This window comes from Hungatella sp., assembly GCF_046966825.1.
The window spans coordinates 1-17,076 of the sequence record NZ_JBKVCZ010000005.1 but is presented as its reverse complement, the minus strand read 5'-3'; the positions used below and the strand labels follow the sequence as shown (position 1 = coordinate 17,076).

The following is a 17,076-nucleotide window of genomic DNA, read 5'->3' as shown; positions in this document are numbered from 1 at the left end:
TCCCTCCTATTTAAAAGTCTGAAAACATTTCCGGTCTTTTTCAAAATCGATCATGTTAAATGGCAGATACGGTCCGTTGCAGCATACAGGGATGCCCATCTGGATATCCGGGCTGTGTAAGTAGCATGACTTACAGGCGCCGATCCCGCACCCAATCCGGGTACTGGCAAATACCATTGTACGCTCCTTTAAGGAATCATCGGCGCAGTTCATAATGGATTCGAGCATCGGTACGTTGAGAGCCATATATACGGCATCGGATCCGTCCGTCAGATATTTCAGCGCCTGGGCCCCGTCGGATACGAAGTGGGTAATGGAAGGAAGCAGTTCTTTGGGAACCGCGCTTTCGGAACCAATCAGAAACAAAGTTGGTGTTGTGCAGGCGTGGATGAGCGGAGCCAGTAAATGAATCGTAGCAGGTTCTGCCACAAACACGGCGTTTGTGCCGGGGGCACAGCCAATTCCGTTGGCTCCCCATATGGCGGTCTCAGCGCCGGTAGCGAGAGGAAAAAGTGAAGAGTTCTTTGCAACGATCACCTTTAGACCGCGGTCAGTTCCTTCGTAAATCATGTATGGATAAGACCAGTGGAAACCGTCTCCCTGATTCTGAATCATCACAAACTGCCCAGGCACATATGTAAAATCCGGGTATTCCAGTTCAAGTAGGTGAAGCGGGCGGCCGTCATCGGCCGTCATCACCTGCACGGATAAAACCGTGGAATCGAGTACGGGTATGTAATCGGCAGGCTTCCATACGCCGTCTTTTTCCATTTCCTCCTGAAGCGGACGGGCCAGGGATAAGTACCGGTCCCATTCGGGAGCCCTGTTGTCTCCCTCTGTATAGGGGAGGTCAATCAAACCGAGCAAATTCTGATGCTTTAAAACGCTCGTGGTAATAAGATCGGATAAGTTATTAAATCCTGCACCGCTAGTAGAAATATAGTCGGGACAATGATATTTTGACTGTCTGTAATACTGCTTTAGTTCCGGATCTGCAATCTCTTCCTGCGTGTCCGCAAATATCTCATCATAAAAGAGACGTACAATTTTACCTGCTTCAACCACAATCTGAAGTCTTCCGGTTACACCAAGCTCCAGTTCTTTCGCCAGACCGTAATATCTGGCCGGACTGGGAATCGTCATGCGGGCAGCTATCTTTTCAGCGAGAGGCAGCATGGAACGCTTAATGCTGTTGGAGGCGCCGGCTACCAGATCAAAGTCTCCGGTCAGACGGTTTGCGGCGACCATCTGTTTTTCTACACTTGTGATTCCATTGACCAGAACGACTCCCGTGACTGCGGTACGCTCTTTGGAAGCCTGGAAGAAACCGTAGTCAGACAGGCGCTTGTCCACATTTTGAAAATGTCTCATATAGTAAGTGGGGCTGCACTGCTCATTGAATTCTACCATGACGATGCGTCCGTCATCTACCACTACTTCGAGGACGCCTAAGTGTCCGAGATCGCCGTTAAAGCAGGAAGAGAATCTGGCTTCTTCCCTATAGTAGCAGCCCTTGATTAATCCTTTTGGCGGTTGTACGCTCCAGGAGAGGCGATCTAAAATAGATACTGTTTTTTCCCGTTGTTTCATTAAAAAATCCTCCTTTTTTTTCTTGAGTATTTCTCATTTGTATTGAGCATAATCCAGAAAAGATTGAAATTCTATAACTGAACTGACTTGAATTATAAGTATTCTGACATATAGGGCGATATTATGTTATAATGTCATAAAAGTAGAAAATCAAGTCAAAAAAGTTATAGAATAGTGGCCTTCCACCTGTTTATACTGAATATACAACGAAAGAAAGGAAGGGGAAATAATATGAAAAAAAGAACCCTGAAGAGAATCGCCAGCTTTACACTTAGCAGTATGATGATCGTGAGCCTGCTTTCCGGATGCGGCGGTGGGAAACAGGCAGAGAGCCAGCCGGCAGCAGGCGAGGCAACAACCGCGCAGACGAAGGGAGAGGAAAAGGAAGAACCATATGTGGTTACCATGCTGACTCAGGGGGAGCAGCAGGAGGACCTTCCGAGAATTATGGAGAAGGTAAATGAGATTCTGGTCAGAGATCTGAATATGAAGCTGAATCTTTTGGTAGCGCCGTATGGCAGTATAAATCAGCAGAGGCAGCTGATGCTGACCAGCGGGGAACCCCTGGATCTCGTTTACCTGGATGCCTCCTCGGCAATTGGTTTCATGAATAATGGCCAGATTATAGATTTGAGTGATCTTATTGATAAATATGGAACCAATATTAAGAAATACTGGGAGGATGAGGCGAAGTCTGCCAACATAGGTGGTTTTGTGTTTGGCGTCCCTAATTTAAATGAAGTAGGTAATATTCCGGCAATCGGAATGAGAAAAGACATGGTAGAAAAATATGACATTGATGTAGAGAGCATCAAATCGCTTGAGGATCTGGAGCCGGTTCTGGCTATGATTAAGGAGAAAGAGCCGACTATGACACCAGTTCACATCTGTGCGGACCAGCTGCCGATTTCACGCCAGCTCAGCGTGATTGATCCTCTGATTGACGGAATCGCCGTTCTGGATAACAGCGGGCAGGATACCACTACAATTATACCGGTTACCCAGAGCGAGGCCTATAAGGAGAAGTGCGAACTGTTCCATAAATGGTACCAGGCCGGATACATCAATCAGGATGCGGCAACTACTACGGTCCAGTTCGAATCTGCATTTAAGGCGGGCAGTACATTTTCCGCAATCATGGTCTGGCATCCCATGTCTCCCAAACAGTTTGGCGGCGTAGATATGGCTTATGCGTTTTTAGGGGAGCACAGAGCATTATCGGGAGCTACCAGCAATGCGGATTACGGAATCGCCACTAATTCTCAGAACCCGGATAAAGCCATGCAGCTTCTGGATTACTTATATGGAAGTGAAGAGGTTGCACAGCTGTTAAACTGGGGTGAAGAAGGGAAAGACTGGGTATACGTCGACAAAGAACAGAATGTGGTCAGCTGGCCGGAAGGTGTGGACTCTAATAATGCAACGTATCATGCACAGCTGTCCTGGGCCCTTCCCAATCAGTTTATGGCCAGCAGTTGGGAAGGCGTATATGATCCGGATGTATTTGAGCAGATGTTAAAGTTTAATAAAGAGGGGAAGAAATCGAAGGGCTTTGGCTTTGCCTATAATACAGAGCCTGTAGAGACAGAGCTTACGGCACTGAAAAATGTACAGGAGAAATACCGCATTTCCCTGGAAACCGGCGCTGTGGATCCAGATGAATATCTTCCTCAGTACGAAGAAGCCTTAAAGCAGGCGGGGCTGAACAAGCTGATTGAAGAGAAACAGAAGCAGTTTGATGAGTGGCTTGCAGCTCAATAGGAAAATACCATGGATGAAAAAGTGAGAAAAAGAAAGTTCCGGTGGAAAAAATGGATTCCTATATTTGTTATGATGTCACCAGGGCTGATCTATCTGTTTATCAATAATTATATCCCCATATTCGGGCTGGTAATTGCCTTTAAAAAGGTGGATTTCCGTGTGGGTATCATGAACAGCCCATGGGCAGGGCTTTCAAATTTTACATATTTATTCAAGACACCGGATGCCTTTATTATTACACGAAACACACTGCTGTACAATGTGGCATTCATAGCAATTAATACCGGCTTGAGCCTGACGTTTGCAATTTTTATTAACGATATGAAAAATAAGTATTGCAAGAAGATCTATCAGTCAGCGGTGCTGCTTCCTTATCTGATGTCCATTGTTATTATCGGTTATATCGTCTATGCACTGTTAAGCCCGGACAAGGGAATGATTAACAACAGTATATTAAAACCAATGGGAAAATCTCCTGTTTCCTGGTACATGGAGCCAAAGTACTGGCCTTTTATCCTGATTCTGGTAAACGCCTGGAAGGGAGTGGGATATAACTGCCTGGTATTTATTGCAGGACTGGCCGGAATCTCGCCGGGGTATTACGAAGCCGCACAGTTAGACGGGGCGACAAAATGGCAGCAGATAAAATTTATAACACTGCCATGTATGAAGACCACGATAATTACTCTGGTCCTGTTGAATATCGGAAGAATTTTTTACTCTGATTTTGGCCTGTTTTACCAGATTCCGATGAATTCGGGTGCCTTGTTTGACGTGACCAATACAATTGACACGTATGTATACAGGAGCCTGCTTCAACTTGGAAATATTGGCATGGCATCAGCCGCGGGCTTCTACCAGTCGCTGGTTGGGTTTACGCTGATTTTAATCTGCAACTTTATCGTTAGAAAAATTGACCGGGACAGCGCATTATTTTAAGGGGGAGGGGAAGATATGAGATCAAAAGACCAGAAAATATTTAATCTGATTTCCCATACCGTCATGATTCTCGTGACCGTTATGGCGGTACTTCCCTTTGTACTCGTGTTTCTCTCCTCCGTAACGGAAGAGAATACATTGGTGCTGAACGGATATTCCTTTTTTCCGGAGAAATTCAGTCTGTATGCTTATGAATACATTGTTATGAAGGGAAAAAAGATATTCAGGGCGTATGCGGTTACCTTGTTTGTCACTGTGGTTGGTACAAGTATCAATGTGATGATCTCGGCCATGCTGGCATATCCTCTTTCCCTAAAGGATCTGCCGGGAAAACGGATTTTTACCTTTTATGTGGTATTCACACTGCTGTTTAACGGCGGACTGGTACCGACGTATCTGATGTATACCTCAGCTTTTAACGTGAAAAATACTATTTTTGCCCTGATTGTTCCCAATCTTTTGATGCACACGATGAATGTACTTTTGATGAGGACGTATTACAGCACCAGTATTCCCACGGAACTGTTTGAGGCGTCGGAAATTGACGGGGCGAGTCAGTTCAAGATATTTGGCAGTATTATTCTGCCGCTGGGAAAACCAATAGCGGTAACCATGGCATTGTTTTCGGGTCTCAGCTATTGGAATGACTGGACCAACGGCCTTTACTACCTGACTGGTTATGACGGAGAAAAACTCTATAGTATTCAGAACTTCCTGAATAAAGTGGTGACAGATATCCAGTACCTAAACTCCAGCCAGGTTGGCTCTAATTCAGATATTCTGGCTAAACTACCAACGGTTTCTGTCCGGATGGCAATTGCATTTGTGGCCATGATTCCGATTTTGGTGTTGTTTCCATTTTTGCAGAAATACTTTTCCAAGGGTATTGCGATGGGAGCTGTCAAAGGTTAAGATGTTAGCAGATGATGCGTTGCATCAGGGGGAGGACTTTCTATGAGGACAGAAAAGAGGACCGGGAATTCAATATCCAGCCGTTTAAGGCGGCTGATGATGATTCTCGTGCCTCTTTCTGCCCTTTATATCGGTATCAGCGTGGCCAGTACCTATTACTTTAAAAAGCAGATTGTGAGCTATGCCGAGACATTTGTGGACTTCTATATTGATAAGATTGAGAATACAGTCACAAACATCAACCGGCGTATGAGCATGCTGATTCTGGGAGAAGGCGAGACGGAGATCGAGCTGGATTCCTATATCAACAGCATTAAGACAACTGATAACATCGCCTTTCGGAATTACTTTATTGGAAAACTGCGGGATGCTTTTCGCATGTATTCCATGGAGTATGGAAGCGAGTATCAGTTTTTTGCCTTTTTTCCGGAGGGAAAACAGTATGTCGGTGCCAATGCGAATGATAAACTGGGACAGGATGTCTGGGAGCAGTACCGGGATGATATCACACACAGGCTGGAGGGAGAGATGCTGATCCCCAACTCCGGGAGCCAGTACTGGCAGTTTGTTGAGGGAAGCGGCGGCTGCAATTATATTATTAAATTTTACAGCATCCGGGAAGTCTATGTTGGATGTTGGATCCGGCCGGCCGACCTTATCGCGCCGCTGGAAAATGCGGTAAAAGACGGAAAAACCACAGCTCTGCTCTTTGACCAGAATAACCGGCGCATTGCAGGGGAGCGTACAATGGAGCCGGATACGATCACGATCGAACGGCGGTTCAGCAATCTGCCGTTTTCTGTGCGTTTGACTGTTCATGATTACGGGCTGTTTCAAAAGACATTTCTGATGCAGATGGGGCTTGTCTTTCTGGCACTGGCCATGCTTTTCATTACACTGTGCAGTATTTATTTTTTGTATAATAAAGTGTTAAAACCTATCAAAAAGTTTTCCAATAATCTGGAGCGGTTAAGCCGGGGCAAGACAGGACTGGAGGAGATAAGCAGCAGTGAGTTGTCGGAACTGGAGCAGGCCAATGCAGAATTCCGGCAATTGCTGCAAAAGATCAGCATGCTGCAGGATGAGGTGTACGAAGGAGAAATAAAGAAACAGCTGATGTATATGGAGTACTTAAAGCTTCAGATTGAACCGCATTTTTATTTGAACTGTCTGAACTTTATCTACAATACAATCGATTTGGGCAAATACACCCAGGCCAGCAGGATGTCGGTCATGACAGCCGAATATATGAGGTATTTATTTAATAATGGCCGGGATTTTGTGTGTATCTGGGAAGAACTGGAGCATATCGGCCATTACTTAGAGATTCAGAAGCTAAGATTTGAGCACGCGTTTGATTACTATCTGGAGCAGGAGGAGGAGACGAGGGAGGCCAGAATACCGCCGCTGGTAATCCAGACGTTTGTAGAGAATTGTATAAAGTATGCTGTTGACTTAGATTCCGTTTTACAAATTACGGTTACCGTATTTTCAGAGGAAATGAACGGGATTCCCTATACAAATATTTGTATTACAGACACCGGGCCTGGATTTTCTTCGCAGATACTGGAGCAGCTGACGGACCAGAAAAAATATATGGAGGAGGAAACAGGGCATATCGGTATATCGAATACGATTAAACGTCTGTACTATACTTATGGTGACAGGGCCAGTATCAGTTTCTACAACGGACCGGTAAAGGGCGCTGTTGTCGATATTCATATTCCATATACCGTAAAAGCGGCTTTAAAAAAGGGGGATGAGCCGGATGAATCTGCTGATTGTGGATGATGATCTTCATGTAATTGAGGGGATCGAACGTAATTTAGACTGGGAGCGGCTGCATATCGACCAGGCTTTCCAAGCGCTGGGGGTTCCTGCGGCTAAGAAGGTGCTGTCTTCCAATCCGATCGATGTCATGATTTGTGACATTGAGATGCCTCAGGAGACGGGGCTTGACCTGTTGGAATGGATTCGGGAGGAGGGATTTCCGATTCAGGCGATCTTTCTCACCAGCTATGCCAAATTTGAATATGCACAGAGGGCGATTAAGCTTGAGAGCCTGGAATATATACTAAAACCCGTAGAGTATGGACAGCTGGAAAAGGCAGTAGTCCTGGCGGTAGAGCGGTCCTTAAAGAGCAGGCAGAATGAGGCGTTTAAAGAGAGCAGCCGGTACTGGGAACAGAACCGTCAGAATGTTGTGGAGTATTTCTGGACTGGTGTGCTGGCAAGGGACGCTTCATCAGATGAGGAAGAGTTAAACTGCAAAATAGAGGAATGTGGCCTCGATTACATACGTGGAAAGGTATTTCTTCCAATTGTAATACAGATGGTCCGTGATGTGGCGGAGTCATATGCAGGGTTGGCGGATGCGGTAGATGCTTTGTGTACGAAGTGTCTGGAAGATAATACAGAAGATGGTGTGGAGGCATATGAATTCCATACAAAAATATCAGATCATACGTATTTTCTTATGCTGAGAGCCAGAATGAACTCAGATCCGGATGTATTGAGGCGTGATGTAGAACGCTTTATGGATTTCTTTATGGAGGGAATGGGGAAGGCGGAACTGAATGTGCTCTGCGGAGTGGGTATGTGGAGTACTGCAAACCTTGTTTATGAAGATGTGAGCTGTATCTATACCATGATGTATGAATCGCCGCGAAATAAAAAGAAGGTTCTGTACCTTCAGGAGTACGAGCCCGTCAGCATGATGTATGAGGTACCGGACCTTAAAAATTGGTGGGATATGATGAAATATGGACAGACAGGAGAACTGAAGGAAGCGGTGGAACGTTACCTGGATATTCTGGCCGGTCAGCAGAAGCTTAGTTCCAGAAATTTGCAGCAGCTGGGACTGGATCTCACCCAGATGGTGTATTCCTGGCTGGGATCTATGAATATATACGCCCACATGCTGTTTGACAATGAGGAAAACAATAAGATCTACGGAAGAGCAGCACTCTCCTCCCATAATATGATACAGTATCTGGAGTATCTTCTGTCCAAGGCAATGGAATATAAAGATGTAGTAGAGCGCCCCCATACGATTGTAGATACGATCAGGGACTATATGGACCACCATTTTCAGGAAAACTTATCACGGGATGATTTGAGCCGTCTGGTCTTTTTAAATCCTGATTATTTGTCCCGCCTGTTTAAAAAGGAGATGGGGCTGTCCATCAGCAGTTATCTGATACAAAAACGGATTGATCTGGCGAAAGATCTGCTCTCTACGACCAGAACGCCGGTGAGTGTTATATCATCGCAGGCAGGCTACGATAATTTTGCTTATTTCACTAAGGTATTTAAAGAGAAGACTGGTATGTCACCCAATGAATATAGGAAGAACTGTCAAAGTGCTGACCGGAGGGATAAGAAATAAAAGAGAAAAGGGGAGAGCGGAGTGGGAGATCCGGAAATGAAAAAGCGAAGATGCGGGAAGTAAATTTCTATGCTTATGAGACATACTGCATGGTTCGGATCGAGGAACGACCGGAGGTCAACACACTTCTGGCCGGCTGCCGCGATCTTGCACTTCAAGTGGAGCAGACATTGAATATGTATGACGAAGAATCCGAGTTGTCGGTGATGTGCCGGGATTACAGACCGGGACAGCCGTATGAGGTAACCGCACTTCTGTATGATTTTCTGGATACCAGTTTAAGCATGGCGAAACGGAGTAATGGAGCCTTCGATCCCACGGTTGGAGCAGTGGTTAAGAGATGGGGAATCGGTTCAGGGGAGGTCCGCATTCCAGCAGAAAAGGAGCTTACCGACTTTATAAACAGGACCGGGTACCATCATATCAGGCTGCTTCCGGATAAACGAGCCGCAATTATAGATATCGAAGGAATTACCATAGATCCAGGGGCTGTTGGGAAGGGACTGGCAATCGACTATATCATACACTATTTAAAAGATTATCATGTGGAGCAGGCGTGCCTGGATTTCGGGGGGAATTTGTATGTTATGGGGGATACATACAGAATCGGTGTGCGCGGGCCGGAGGATCCGGAAAAAATGATGGCAATTGTCTCTGTAAAGGACCAGGCTGTTTCAACGTCTTCCTGGTATGAACATTATATGGAACGCGATGGCAGAGTATATGGCCACCTGATCGATCCGGCCTCCGGCAAACCGGTAGAATCTGAATTTACCAGTGTGACGGTAATCTGTGACAGGGCTGTTTATGCAGATATGCTTTCGACAGCACTGTATGTTTTGGGTGCAGAGAAGGGGGAGGCGGTATTACGTTCGCTGCGGGAAGAGAGTGGAATTTGCGTGGATTACCTGGCGGAGAGGGCTGTGGATGGCAAAATTGTGAGTTATTCTAATACATTAAAATAATATCATCGTCTTATGAAGGTGGTATTCGTACGTGTGAGCAGTCGAAGGCCATGACAGAAGCCGGAGCCGACAGAATTGGTGCAGGGAACGGCGTCATACTGATGGAAAAAAGAAAATTAAGGGGTGTCCTGGCCGTACGATTACGGCTTTCAGGACCCCCTTTCGCGTTTTTCTAAATCAGGGAATGCCTCTTCATGGTTTCCGACAGCTTTGCCTTGTCAGCGGCACTCATTCTGATGAGAGGCAGCCTGTAATTTTCCTCACACATTCCCATCAGGCTTAAGGCCGCCTTAACAGGCACCGGATTGACGTCCAGGAAAAGGGCATTCATCAAATCCAGCAGGTCTAACTGCAGTCTTAAGCTCTCCTTTTCCTGTCCATTCAAGAAAAGTCTGCACATTTCATGGGTTTCCCGCGGCATGATATTGGCCAGGACAGAGATCACGCCTTTGCCTCCCAGAGAAAGAACAGGAACCGTCTGATCGTCATTTCCCGAATAAATATCCAGGTCTTCCCCGCACAGAGAGGCGATCCGGGCGACGTGGGAGATATTGCCTCCCGCCTCCTTGACAGCCTGGATATTCGGATGCTGTGAAAGCACTTTGCAGGTCTCCGGTTCCATGGTCATGCCGGTACGGCTGGGCACATGATAGAGGATGACCGGAATGGAAACGCTGTCCGCCACGGCTGTAAAATGGGCGATCAGTCCCTTTTGCGAGGTCTTGTTGTAGTAAGGCGTCACCTCTAAAAGCCCATCCGCGCCAAGCTCCTGCGCCTTTTTCGATAATTCCACTGCATGAGCGGTATTGTTGCTTCCTGCGCCTGCAATCACAGGCACCCTTCCATGAACCCGCTTCACGGTAAATTCAATAAGCTTATATTTCTCTTCATCCTGAAGCGTGGAGGATTCGCCGGTAGTCCCGTTTACTACAATGGCGTCAGTTCCATTCTCCAGTTGAAATTCCAATAATTTTCCCATTGCTTCAAAATCGATAGCGCCATTTTCGGCCATTGGTGTCACAACTGCTGCTGCAGATCCTTCAAAAATCATCTTACCTTCCCTTTGATTCAATGCCTTGATGTAAAATATGACAAACTCTCCCGGTCTGTTCCTTGCACAAACCAGTTTTTTTCCTCATATAAAATCACTATGGAGAGTGAAGTTCATGAATAATTATTTGATTCTGGGCGGCGATTTAAGACAGATTTATCTGGGCCGCATGTTAAAGCAACAGGGGTTACCCACCGTTACATCCGCCGACTTAGGCAGGCTTAACCTTTCTCTGGAAGAAGCCATAAAAGCCAGCAGCGTCCTTCTGTGTCCCGTACCCTTTACAAAGGATGGCAAGACCATCTTTTCCACGGACCAGAAAGATTCCTTAAAGATCACGGACCTTTTAAGACACTTAACGCCTGACAATACCCTGTTCGGCGGAAATATACCTGACTTTGTAAAAGACCACGCCAAAGAGCATAAAATCCCATACTTTGACTTTCTGGAGATAGAGGAAATAACCTTAGAAAATACCATAGCCACAGCGGAAGGGGCGATTGCGGAAGCGATCCGTTTGAGCCCGGACTGCCTTCACCAAAGCCGGTGTCTCGTCACAGGCTTCGGCCGCTGCGGAAAAACGCTTGCCTGTAAATTACAGGGATTGTCCGCGGATGTCACAGTGGCCGACAGAGATCCGGTCCAGCTGGCCTTCGGGACTGCGCTTGGGCTTAAGACAAAGCCTCTGTCCGAAATCTCACAGGATATAGGCGAGTATCACTTTATATTCAATACCATACCCGCACCAGTCATCCGTGAAGCCGAAATCCGCCTTATGAGGCCTGATGTCACCATCATTGACATTGCCTCTGCCCCTGGCGGCGTGGATTTTACCGCATGTAAGAGCCGGGAAATAAACGCCAGACTATGTCCCGGGCTCCCCGGCGCCTATGCGCCGAAGGCGGCGGCTGAAATTCTGTTAAAGGCTGTCATGAAAAGCTTATAGTAAAGGAGTTTATATGAAATTAGAAGGAAAAAAAATCGGCCTGGCAATCACCGGGTCTTTCTGTACCTTTAGTAAGATGGAAGAGGCAGTCACCGCTCTGATGGCGGAAGGCGCCTCCATCTATCCCATTATCTCCACAAATGTGCAGACTACCGATTCACGTTTTGGAGATACCACGGAGTTTATCAGCCACATTTCCGACCTGACCGGCAATCCCCCCATTCTGAAGCTGGAGGATGCCGAACCGATTGGTCCGCAGGGCTACCTGGATATTCTTCTCATTGCACCGTGTACGGGGAACACCCTGGCAAAGCTGGCCAACGGCATAACCGACACCCCTGTCCTCATGGCTGCAAAAGCCCATTTGAGAAACTCCAAGCCCCTGGTTATCTCGATTTCCACCAACGACGCTTTGGGAATTAATTTTAAAAATATCGGCCAGCTTTTTAATATTAAAAACATTTATTTCGTGCCATTCGGCCAGGATAACGCGATTAAAAAGCCCAATTCCATGATTGCCAGGACGGATCAGATTGTCAGAACCCTGGAAGAAGCGCTGGAAGGAAAACAGATCCAGCCGGTCATTTTATAAAAGGATTTTCCGGAGGCAGCGGAGGTCCTGGACGTTGGAATGTCCAGGGCCTTTCCGGCTGTGCCGCCATTTTTTCTATGCAAAATAAATCGGACATGTTATAATGAACGGATGAAAACAGAGGCGGGTTATGTGTCAGGAGGTAACGGGGTATGCTGAAAATTGCTGTAGTGGACGATGAAAAAGTGTATATTGACCAGATTCAGGAATACATCAGGCAGTATAGTGCAGAGAAGAAACGGGAGATTCAGACAGAGACCTTCTGCGACGGAAGTGCACTGCTGGAGAATTACAGCCCGCGGTTTGACATAATCCTGCTGGATATCGAGATGGGGAAGCTGAACGGGATGGAGACGGCACGGGAGATACGGAAAAAGGATCAGGACGTGGTGCTTGTCTTTATTACCAATATGGCCCAGTATGCGATTAACGGTTACGATGTGGGAGCGCTGGATTACGTGCTGAAGCCGATTAACTATTACACCTTCTCCGTGCGTCTCGACCGCGCCGTCTCAAGGGTGAAAAAACGTCAGCCGGAGGAAATTCTCTTAAATCTTCCGGATGGGATCAAACGGCTCAAGGTGGACCGGATTCACTACGTGGAGGTGCAGAACCGTATGCTGCATTACCACACGGAGGACGGTATTTTCGTGGTGAGAGGAACGCTGCAGGGAGCGGAGGAGACGCTGAAGGAGAGCCATTTTGTGCGGTGCAACCACTGGTATCTGGTGAATCTGCAGTACGTTTCGGAGATACGCAAAAATATAGTCATCGTAGCAGGAGATGAACTGGAGATCAGCAGGAGGAATAAGACGGCGTTTCTTTCTGAGCTGACGGATTACATGGGGATGGGGACATGACAAAGATAAATATCACGATATGGACGTATGTGGAACTGGCTGTATCGCTCTGGGCGGCATGCGTGCTTTATATAATTCCGCTGAAACACCGCCCGAATTTCCGGATGAGACTGGGCCTGGCGACGGCGGGGACCTGCGCTGTGGCTGTGGCTGCAGTCTGGTGGAGGACGGCATTTCCGGCAGTGACCGTTCCGGCGGTGGTATCCATGTCGGGCGTTTTTCTGCTGAGCTGCCTGTTTATCTATATCTGCGCGGCCATGCCTCCAGGCGCGGCGGTGTACTGTGCGGCGTGGGCGATCATCAGCCAGCAGATTGCCCATGAGTCCGCATTCATTGTTCTGAGGAGTATGGGGATCGGAGGCCAGCTGTCGGCCATCGGCTACATGGTGGTGATTTACGCAGTGATCTATGGGATGGCCGGCATCACAATCGTCAGATATATGCCGGAAAACGGAGTCTATCAGGTGGGGCCTCGGCAGCTGTCCTCGGCGCTGTTTTTGCTGATTGTTTTTGAAATCCTGTTTGGCTTTTTGAGGTCAGGGGGCGGCATTCCATATCCTGATGTGCGGGTATGGAACATCCTGCTGATCCAGTGCTACTGCGTCCTGATTCTCTACCTTCAGAACACGCTGTTCAAGAAAAGCGCCATGAAACAGGAGCTGGACATCTTAAATCAGCTGTGGCATCAGCAGAAGGAGCAGTATGAGCTGTCCCAGGAGACCATAACCCTGATTAACCGCAAATGCCATGACTTGAAGCATCAGATTGCCGCCATGCGCGCCATCACCAGTCCGGAGGAACGGGACAAATATCTGCGCGAGGTGGAAGATTCCGTGCAGATCTATGACTCCATCGTGAAGACCGGCAATGAAGTGCTGGATACGGTTCTGACGGAGAAGAGCCTGTTCTGCACGGCCAGCAGCATCAAGATCAACTGCATTGCGGATGGCCGCCAGATGGATATCTTTGACCCGGTAGACCTATACACCGTGTTTGGCAATGCCATTGACAATGCGATTGAGAGCGTAAAGCAGCTGGAGAATCAGGAGATGCGGATGATAGACGTGCTGGTGTACGTCCGCAAACAGTTTTTGATCATTAATATCATGAACCCGCTCGGCAGGCGGCTGGAGTTTGACGGCGATCTGCCCGTCAGCACAAAGGCCCGGAACGGGTATCACGGATTCGGCTTGAAGAGTATCCGCTATACGGTAGAAAAATATAATGGTTTCATGAAAATTGACACGGAGGAAAATATCTTTTCGTTGAAGATATTGATTCCGATCGCAGGCAAAAAAGCTGCGGACAGGACTGAGAGGAGGTAGTATATTTCCTCTCAGTCCTGATTTTTTTTGCTGAAAACCACTTGGGTTCTAAAATCGACCACTTATACAAAAATGCTTACACTCCGAAAAAAAACTTGTTATAGTATGGAGGATTAGCACAAAGAAAAGAGAAATGGCATGAGAAAAACGAAGAATTTGAATGACAGGTGGCAGTTTACCGGTCCGGATGGAAGGACCGTGTCAGTGAATCTGCCGCATACCTGGAACAGCGTGGATGGACAGGATGGCGGTAATAATTACTGGCGCGGTTCATGCAGGTATGAACGGGAGCTGGACATGCCGGAGTTTCTGAAAGGTGAGGAACGGGTCTATCTGGAATTCCGGGGAGTGAACGCCAGTGCGAGGGTATGCTTCAACGATACCCTGGTGTGCACCCATGACGGCGGCTATTCCACATTCCGTGTGGATGTGACAGATCTGCTGCGGGAGACAAACCGGCTGGCTGTGGAAGCGGACAATGGCGTCAACGACCGTGTGTACCCGCAGAAAGCGGATTTCACATTTTACGGGGGCATATACCGTGACGTGAATCTGATGGTGGTGAACCGGAGACATTTTGCTCTGGCTGATCACGGCGGGGATGGAATCCGTATTACGCCGCAGGTGAAAGAACTGGACGGATATGTCAGAGTCCAGACCTTTACCGAGATGGAGGCAGGGGGAAATAAGTCCGATGCAGCGCTGCCGGACGATGATTGTGAAATCCGCATCGTTCTTCTGGATTCAGACGGCGCGGTAGCCGCCTCCGGAACCGGAGCGGACTGCACACTGGTCATCCCTTCCGTGCACTTATGGGATGGCTTGAAGGACCCGTATCTCTATACGGCGGTCGCGCGCCTGGAGTACCACGGGAAAACCGTGGATGAGATCCGCTGCCGGTTTGGTGTCCGCACCTTCCATGTGGACCCGGAAAAAGGATTTTTCTTAAACGGCCGCAGCTATCCCCTGCGCGGCGTATCCCGCCATCAGGACTGGAAGGGACTGGGCAATGCCATCACGAAGGAGCACCATCAAAAGGACATGGAGCTCATCCGTGAGATTGGGGCCAATACGGTCCGCCTCGCCCATTATCAGCACGATCAGTATTTCTACGATCTGTGCGACGAGTCCGGCCTGGTGGTCTGGGCGGAAATCCCTTATATTTCCGAACATATGGCCAATGGAAGAGCGAACACCATAAGCCAGATGAAGGAACTGATTGTCCAGAATTACAACCATCCCTGTATCGTCTGCTGGGGAGTCTCCAACGAGATTACCATCTCCACAAAGAATAAAAAGGATATGCTGGATAATCACCGGGAGCTTAACGAGCTCTGTCATGAGATGGACCCGACCAGGCTGACAACGCTGGCCTGCTACGCCATGTGCGGGCCGTTTAACCGGTCTGCGCATATCACCGACCTGGTATCGTGGAATCTGTATCTGGGATGGTACGTCCCGGGGCTGTTCCTGAATGATTGGTGGATGCGGTTTTTCCATTTCCGGTATCCGAAGCGCTGTCTGGGGTATTCGGAATACGGATGTGAGGCCATGCCGAACCTGCATTCCGGAAAGCCGCGCAGAGGGGATCACTCGGAGGAGTATCAGACCGTTTACCACGAGTACATGTTAAAATGCTTTGAACGCAACCCCTATCTGTGGGCGACTCATGTGTGGAACATGTTTGATTTCGCGGCGGATGCCAGAGATCAGGGCGGAGAGGCCGGTATGAACCACAAGGGGCTGGTCACATTTGACCGGAAAATCAAAAAGGACAGCTTCTATCTCTATAAGGCTTACTGGAGTGATGAGCCGTTTGTGCACATTGCGGGACGCCGCAGGGCGGACCGGGAGGAATCTGTCACTACTGTGAAGGTTTACACCAATCAGCCAAAGGCCGCGCTGTACGCGGATGGAAAGCTGATGGAGGAACAGACAGGAGACCGTGTTTTCAACTTCCGTGTGCCCTTAAACGGCACGGTAACGCTGGAGGTGAGAGCCGGTGAATGCAGGGATACCGCTGTCTTTCATAAAGTCGCGGTTCCAAACCCGGCATATAAGCTGGTCAGGAAAAAGTCCTCCAGCGCCAATTGGGTGTAAGAAAATATGCAGTTGAAAGGAAGGAAAAGTTATGTTTATGAAAAAAAGAGCGCTTTGGCGCGGCTTGACAACTCTGTTTACATTTATTTTTTCACTGACAATTATTATTGGGGTTGTGGCTGAAAGCTACAAGGCGACGATCGATACCGCTCTCGGTACTTTGAGTGAAAAATTCGTCTCCGAAAATACAGAGGATGACCCTTTATATGATAAGTTTCAGCCGTCGGCGGAGGTTCTCAATGAAGACGGAACCGGCAATTCCCACGCGCTGATTCAGAAAGCCATTGATTTGAACCGCCAGCAGGCTGCGGAGGGCGCCGTACTGCTTAAGAACAACAACGCAGATGGACAGGGACTTCCGCTGGCCGGCAATTCCCAGGTGACGTTATTTGGAATCCGTTCTCACGTATCGCTGTTGGGTTCCAGCTTCGGCGTCAAGGCACAGGGTCCTTATATCAGTCTGGAGCAGGCGCTTACTCAGAATAAGACTGATTTTAAGAATACCATAGCCTACACGCTGAACAATAACTTTGCCACCGGCGAGGTTACGAGAGGCGCAACGCTAGACTCCTGGAGCGGAGATGAATTTGAGTTCGAGGGCGCAGGCTTTACCGTTAATCCGGTAATGACAGCGGTATATGATAAAC

13 protein-coding genes and 2 pseudogenes are annotated in these 17,076 nt (G+C 47.9%); 13 read left to right on the top strand and 2 right to left on the bottom strand.

Annotation, left to right across the window (positions count from 1 at the left end):
- Positions 1-6: 6 nt before the first annotated feature.
- On the bottom strand, positions 7-1,590 hold the full coding sequence (locus ACLTD4_RS02835) for a hypothetical protein (RefSeq protein WP_117622235.1): 1,584 nt from the start codon (positions 1,588-1,590) through the stop codon (positions 7-9).
- Positions 1,591-1,821: 231 nt separating this feature from the next.
- Between ACLTD4_RS02835 and ACLTD4_RS02830 the strand changes: the two genes are divergently transcribed.
- The 7 genes and pseudogenes from ACLTD4_RS02830 to ACLTD4_RS02800 all read left to right on the top strand — a co-directional run.
- Positions 1,822-3,351 carry an ABC transporter substrate-binding protein gene (locus tag ACLTD4_RS02830; protein WP_117622236.1) on the top strand — a complete coding sequence of 510 codons (1,530 nt, stop codon included), beginning with the start codon at positions 1,822-1,824 and terminating at the stop codon, positions 3,349-3,351.
- Positions 3,352-3,360: 9 nt separating this feature from the next.
- The gene (locus ACLTD4_RS02825; RefSeq protein WP_181988611.1) at positions 3,361-4,290 is read left to right on the top strand and encodes an ABC transporter permease; all 930 of its coding nucleotides are present in this window, start codon (positions 3,361-3,363) and stop codon (positions 4,288-4,290) included.
- 15 nt (positions 4,291-4,305) lie between these two features.
- Positions 4,306-5,202, top strand: a complete 897-nt coding sequence (locus tag ACLTD4_RS02820; RefSeq protein WP_055658506.1) for a carbohydrate ABC transporter permease — start codon at positions 4,306-4,308, stop codon at positions 5,200-5,202.
- Between the two features lie 42 nt (positions 5,203-5,244).
- A complete protein-coding gene (locus ACLTD4_RS02815; RefSeq protein ID WP_117622237.1) occupies positions 5,245-6,993 on the top strand; it encodes a sensor histidine kinase in 1,749 nt (582 codons plus the stop codon).
- On the top strand, positions 6,971-8,590 hold the full coding sequence (locus tag ACLTD4_RS02810) for a helix-turn-helix domain-containing protein (RefSeq protein ID WP_055658510.1): 1,620 nt from the start codon (positions 6,971-6,973) through the stop codon (positions 8,588-8,590). The genes ACLTD4_RS02815 and ACLTD4_RS02810 overlap by 23 nt, the downstream gene beginning before the upstream one ends.
- A 50-nt stretch (positions 8,591-8,640) precedes the next feature.
- Entirely contained in the window at positions 8,641-9,555 is a 915-nt protein-coding gene (locus ACLTD4_RS02805) for an FAD:protein FMN transferase (protein ID WP_117622238.1), read from the top strand.
- A gap of 17 nt (positions 9,556-9,572) precedes the next feature.
- Positions 9,573-9,659 (top strand): annotated as a pseudogene (locus ACLTD4_RS02800) (2-deoxyribose-5-phosphate aldolase); the annotation flags it as partial.
- 68 nt (positions 9,660-9,727) lie between these two features.
- On the opposite strand, the gene dapA reads toward ACLTD4_RS02800, so the two are convergent.
- Positions 9,728-10,606, bottom strand: a complete 879-nt coding sequence (gene dapA / locus ACLTD4_RS02795; protein ID WP_117622239.1) for a 4-hydroxy-tetrahydrodipicolinate synthase — start codon at positions 10,604-10,606, stop codon at positions 9,728-9,730.
- A 115-nt stretch (positions 10,607-10,721) separates the two neighbouring features.
- On the opposite strand from dapA, the gene dpsA reads away from it, so the two are divergent.
- The 6 genes and pseudogenes from dpsA to ACLTD4_RS02765 all read left to right on the top strand — a co-directional run.
- Positions 10,722-11,552 carry a dipicolinate synthase subunit DpsA gene (dpsA, locus tag ACLTD4_RS02790; RefSeq protein WP_025530682.1) on the top strand — a complete coding sequence of 277 codons (831 nt, stop codon included), beginning with the start codon at positions 10,722-10,724 and terminating at the stop codon, positions 11,550-11,552.
- 13 nt (positions 11,553-11,565) lie between these two features.
- Entirely contained in the window at positions 11,566-12,144 is a 579-nt protein-coding gene (locus ACLTD4_RS02785; RefSeq protein ID WP_002605564.1) for a dipicolinate synthase subunit B, read from the top strand.
- Positions 12,145-12,296: 152 nt separating this feature from the next.
- Positions 12,297-13,004, top strand: a complete 708-nt coding sequence (locus ACLTD4_RS02780) for a LytR/AlgR family response regulator transcription factor (protein WP_002605565.1) — start codon at positions 12,297-12,299, stop codon at positions 13,002-13,004.
- Positions 13,001-14,329 carry an ATP-binding protein gene (locus tag ACLTD4_RS02775; protein WP_117622240.1) on the top strand — a complete coding sequence of 443 codons (1,329 nt, stop codon included), beginning with the start codon at positions 13,001-13,003 and terminating at the stop codon, positions 14,327-14,329. Before ACLTD4_RS02780 ends, ACLTD4_RS02775 begins: the two co-directional genes overlap by 4 nt.
- Positions 14,330-14,467: 138 nt before the next feature.
- The gene (locus ACLTD4_RS02770) at positions 14,468-16,429 is read left to right on the top strand and encodes a glycoside hydrolase family 2 protein (protein ID WP_117622241.1); all 1,962 of its coding nucleotides are present in this window, start codon (positions 14,468-14,470) and stop codon (positions 16,427-16,429) included.
- A 31-nt stretch (positions 16,430-16,460) separates the two neighbouring features.
- A pseudogene (locus ACLTD4_RS02765) lies at positions 16,461-17,076 on the top strand (beta-glucosidase); the annotation flags it as partial.

Bases quoted from the DNA above. Each gene is read 5' to 3' on its own strand.
- ACLTD4_RS02835 (WP_117622235.1), bottom strand. From the start codon at position 1,590: ATGAAACAACGGGAAAAAACAGTATCTATTTTAGATCGCCTCTCCTGG.
- ACLTD4_RS02830 (WP_117622236.1), top strand. From the start codon at position 1,822: ATGAAAAAAAGAACCCTGAAGAGAATCGCCAGCTTTACACTTAGCAGT.
- ACLTD4_RS02825 (WP_181988611.1), top strand. From the start codon at position 3,361: ATGGATGAAAAAGTGAGAAAAAGAAAGTTCCGGTGGAAAAAATGGATT.
- ACLTD4_RS02820 (WP_055658506.1), top strand. From the start codon at position 4,306: ATGAGATCAAAAGACCAGAAAATATTTAATCTGATTTCCCATACCGTC.
- ACLTD4_RS02815 (WP_117622237.1), top strand. From the start codon at position 5,245: ATGAGGACAGAAAAGAGGACCGGGAATTCAATATCCAGCCGTTTAAGG.
- ACLTD4_RS02810 (WP_055658510.1), top strand. From the start codon at position 6,971: ATGAATCTGCTGATTGTGGATGATGATCTTCATGTAATTGAGGGGATC.
- ACLTD4_RS02805 (WP_117622238.1), top strand. From the start codon at position 8,641: ATGCGGGAAGTAAATTTCTATGCTTATGAGACATACTGCATGGTTCGG.
- dapA (WP_117622239.1), bottom strand. From the start codon at position 10,606: ATGATTTTTGAAGGATCTGCAGCAGCAGTTGTGACACCAATGGCCGAA.
- dpsA (WP_025530682.1), top strand. From the start codon at position 10,722: ATGAATAATTATTTGATTCTGGGCGGCGATTTAAGACAGATTTATCTG.
- ACLTD4_RS02785 (WP_002605564.1), top strand. From the start codon at position 11,566: ATGAAATTAGAAGGAAAAAAAATCGGCCTGGCAATCACCGGGTCTTTC.
- ACLTD4_RS02780 (WP_002605565.1), top strand. From the start codon at position 12,297: ATGCTGAAAATTGCTGTAGTGGACGATGAAAAAGTGTATATTGACCAG.
- ACLTD4_RS02775 (WP_117622240.1), top strand. From the start codon at position 13,001: ATGACAAAGATAAATATCACGATATGGACGTATGTGGAACTGGCTGTA.
- ACLTD4_RS02770 (WP_117622241.1), top strand. From the start codon at position 14,468: ATGAGAAAAACGAAGAATTTGAATGACAGGTGGCAGTTTACCGGTCCG.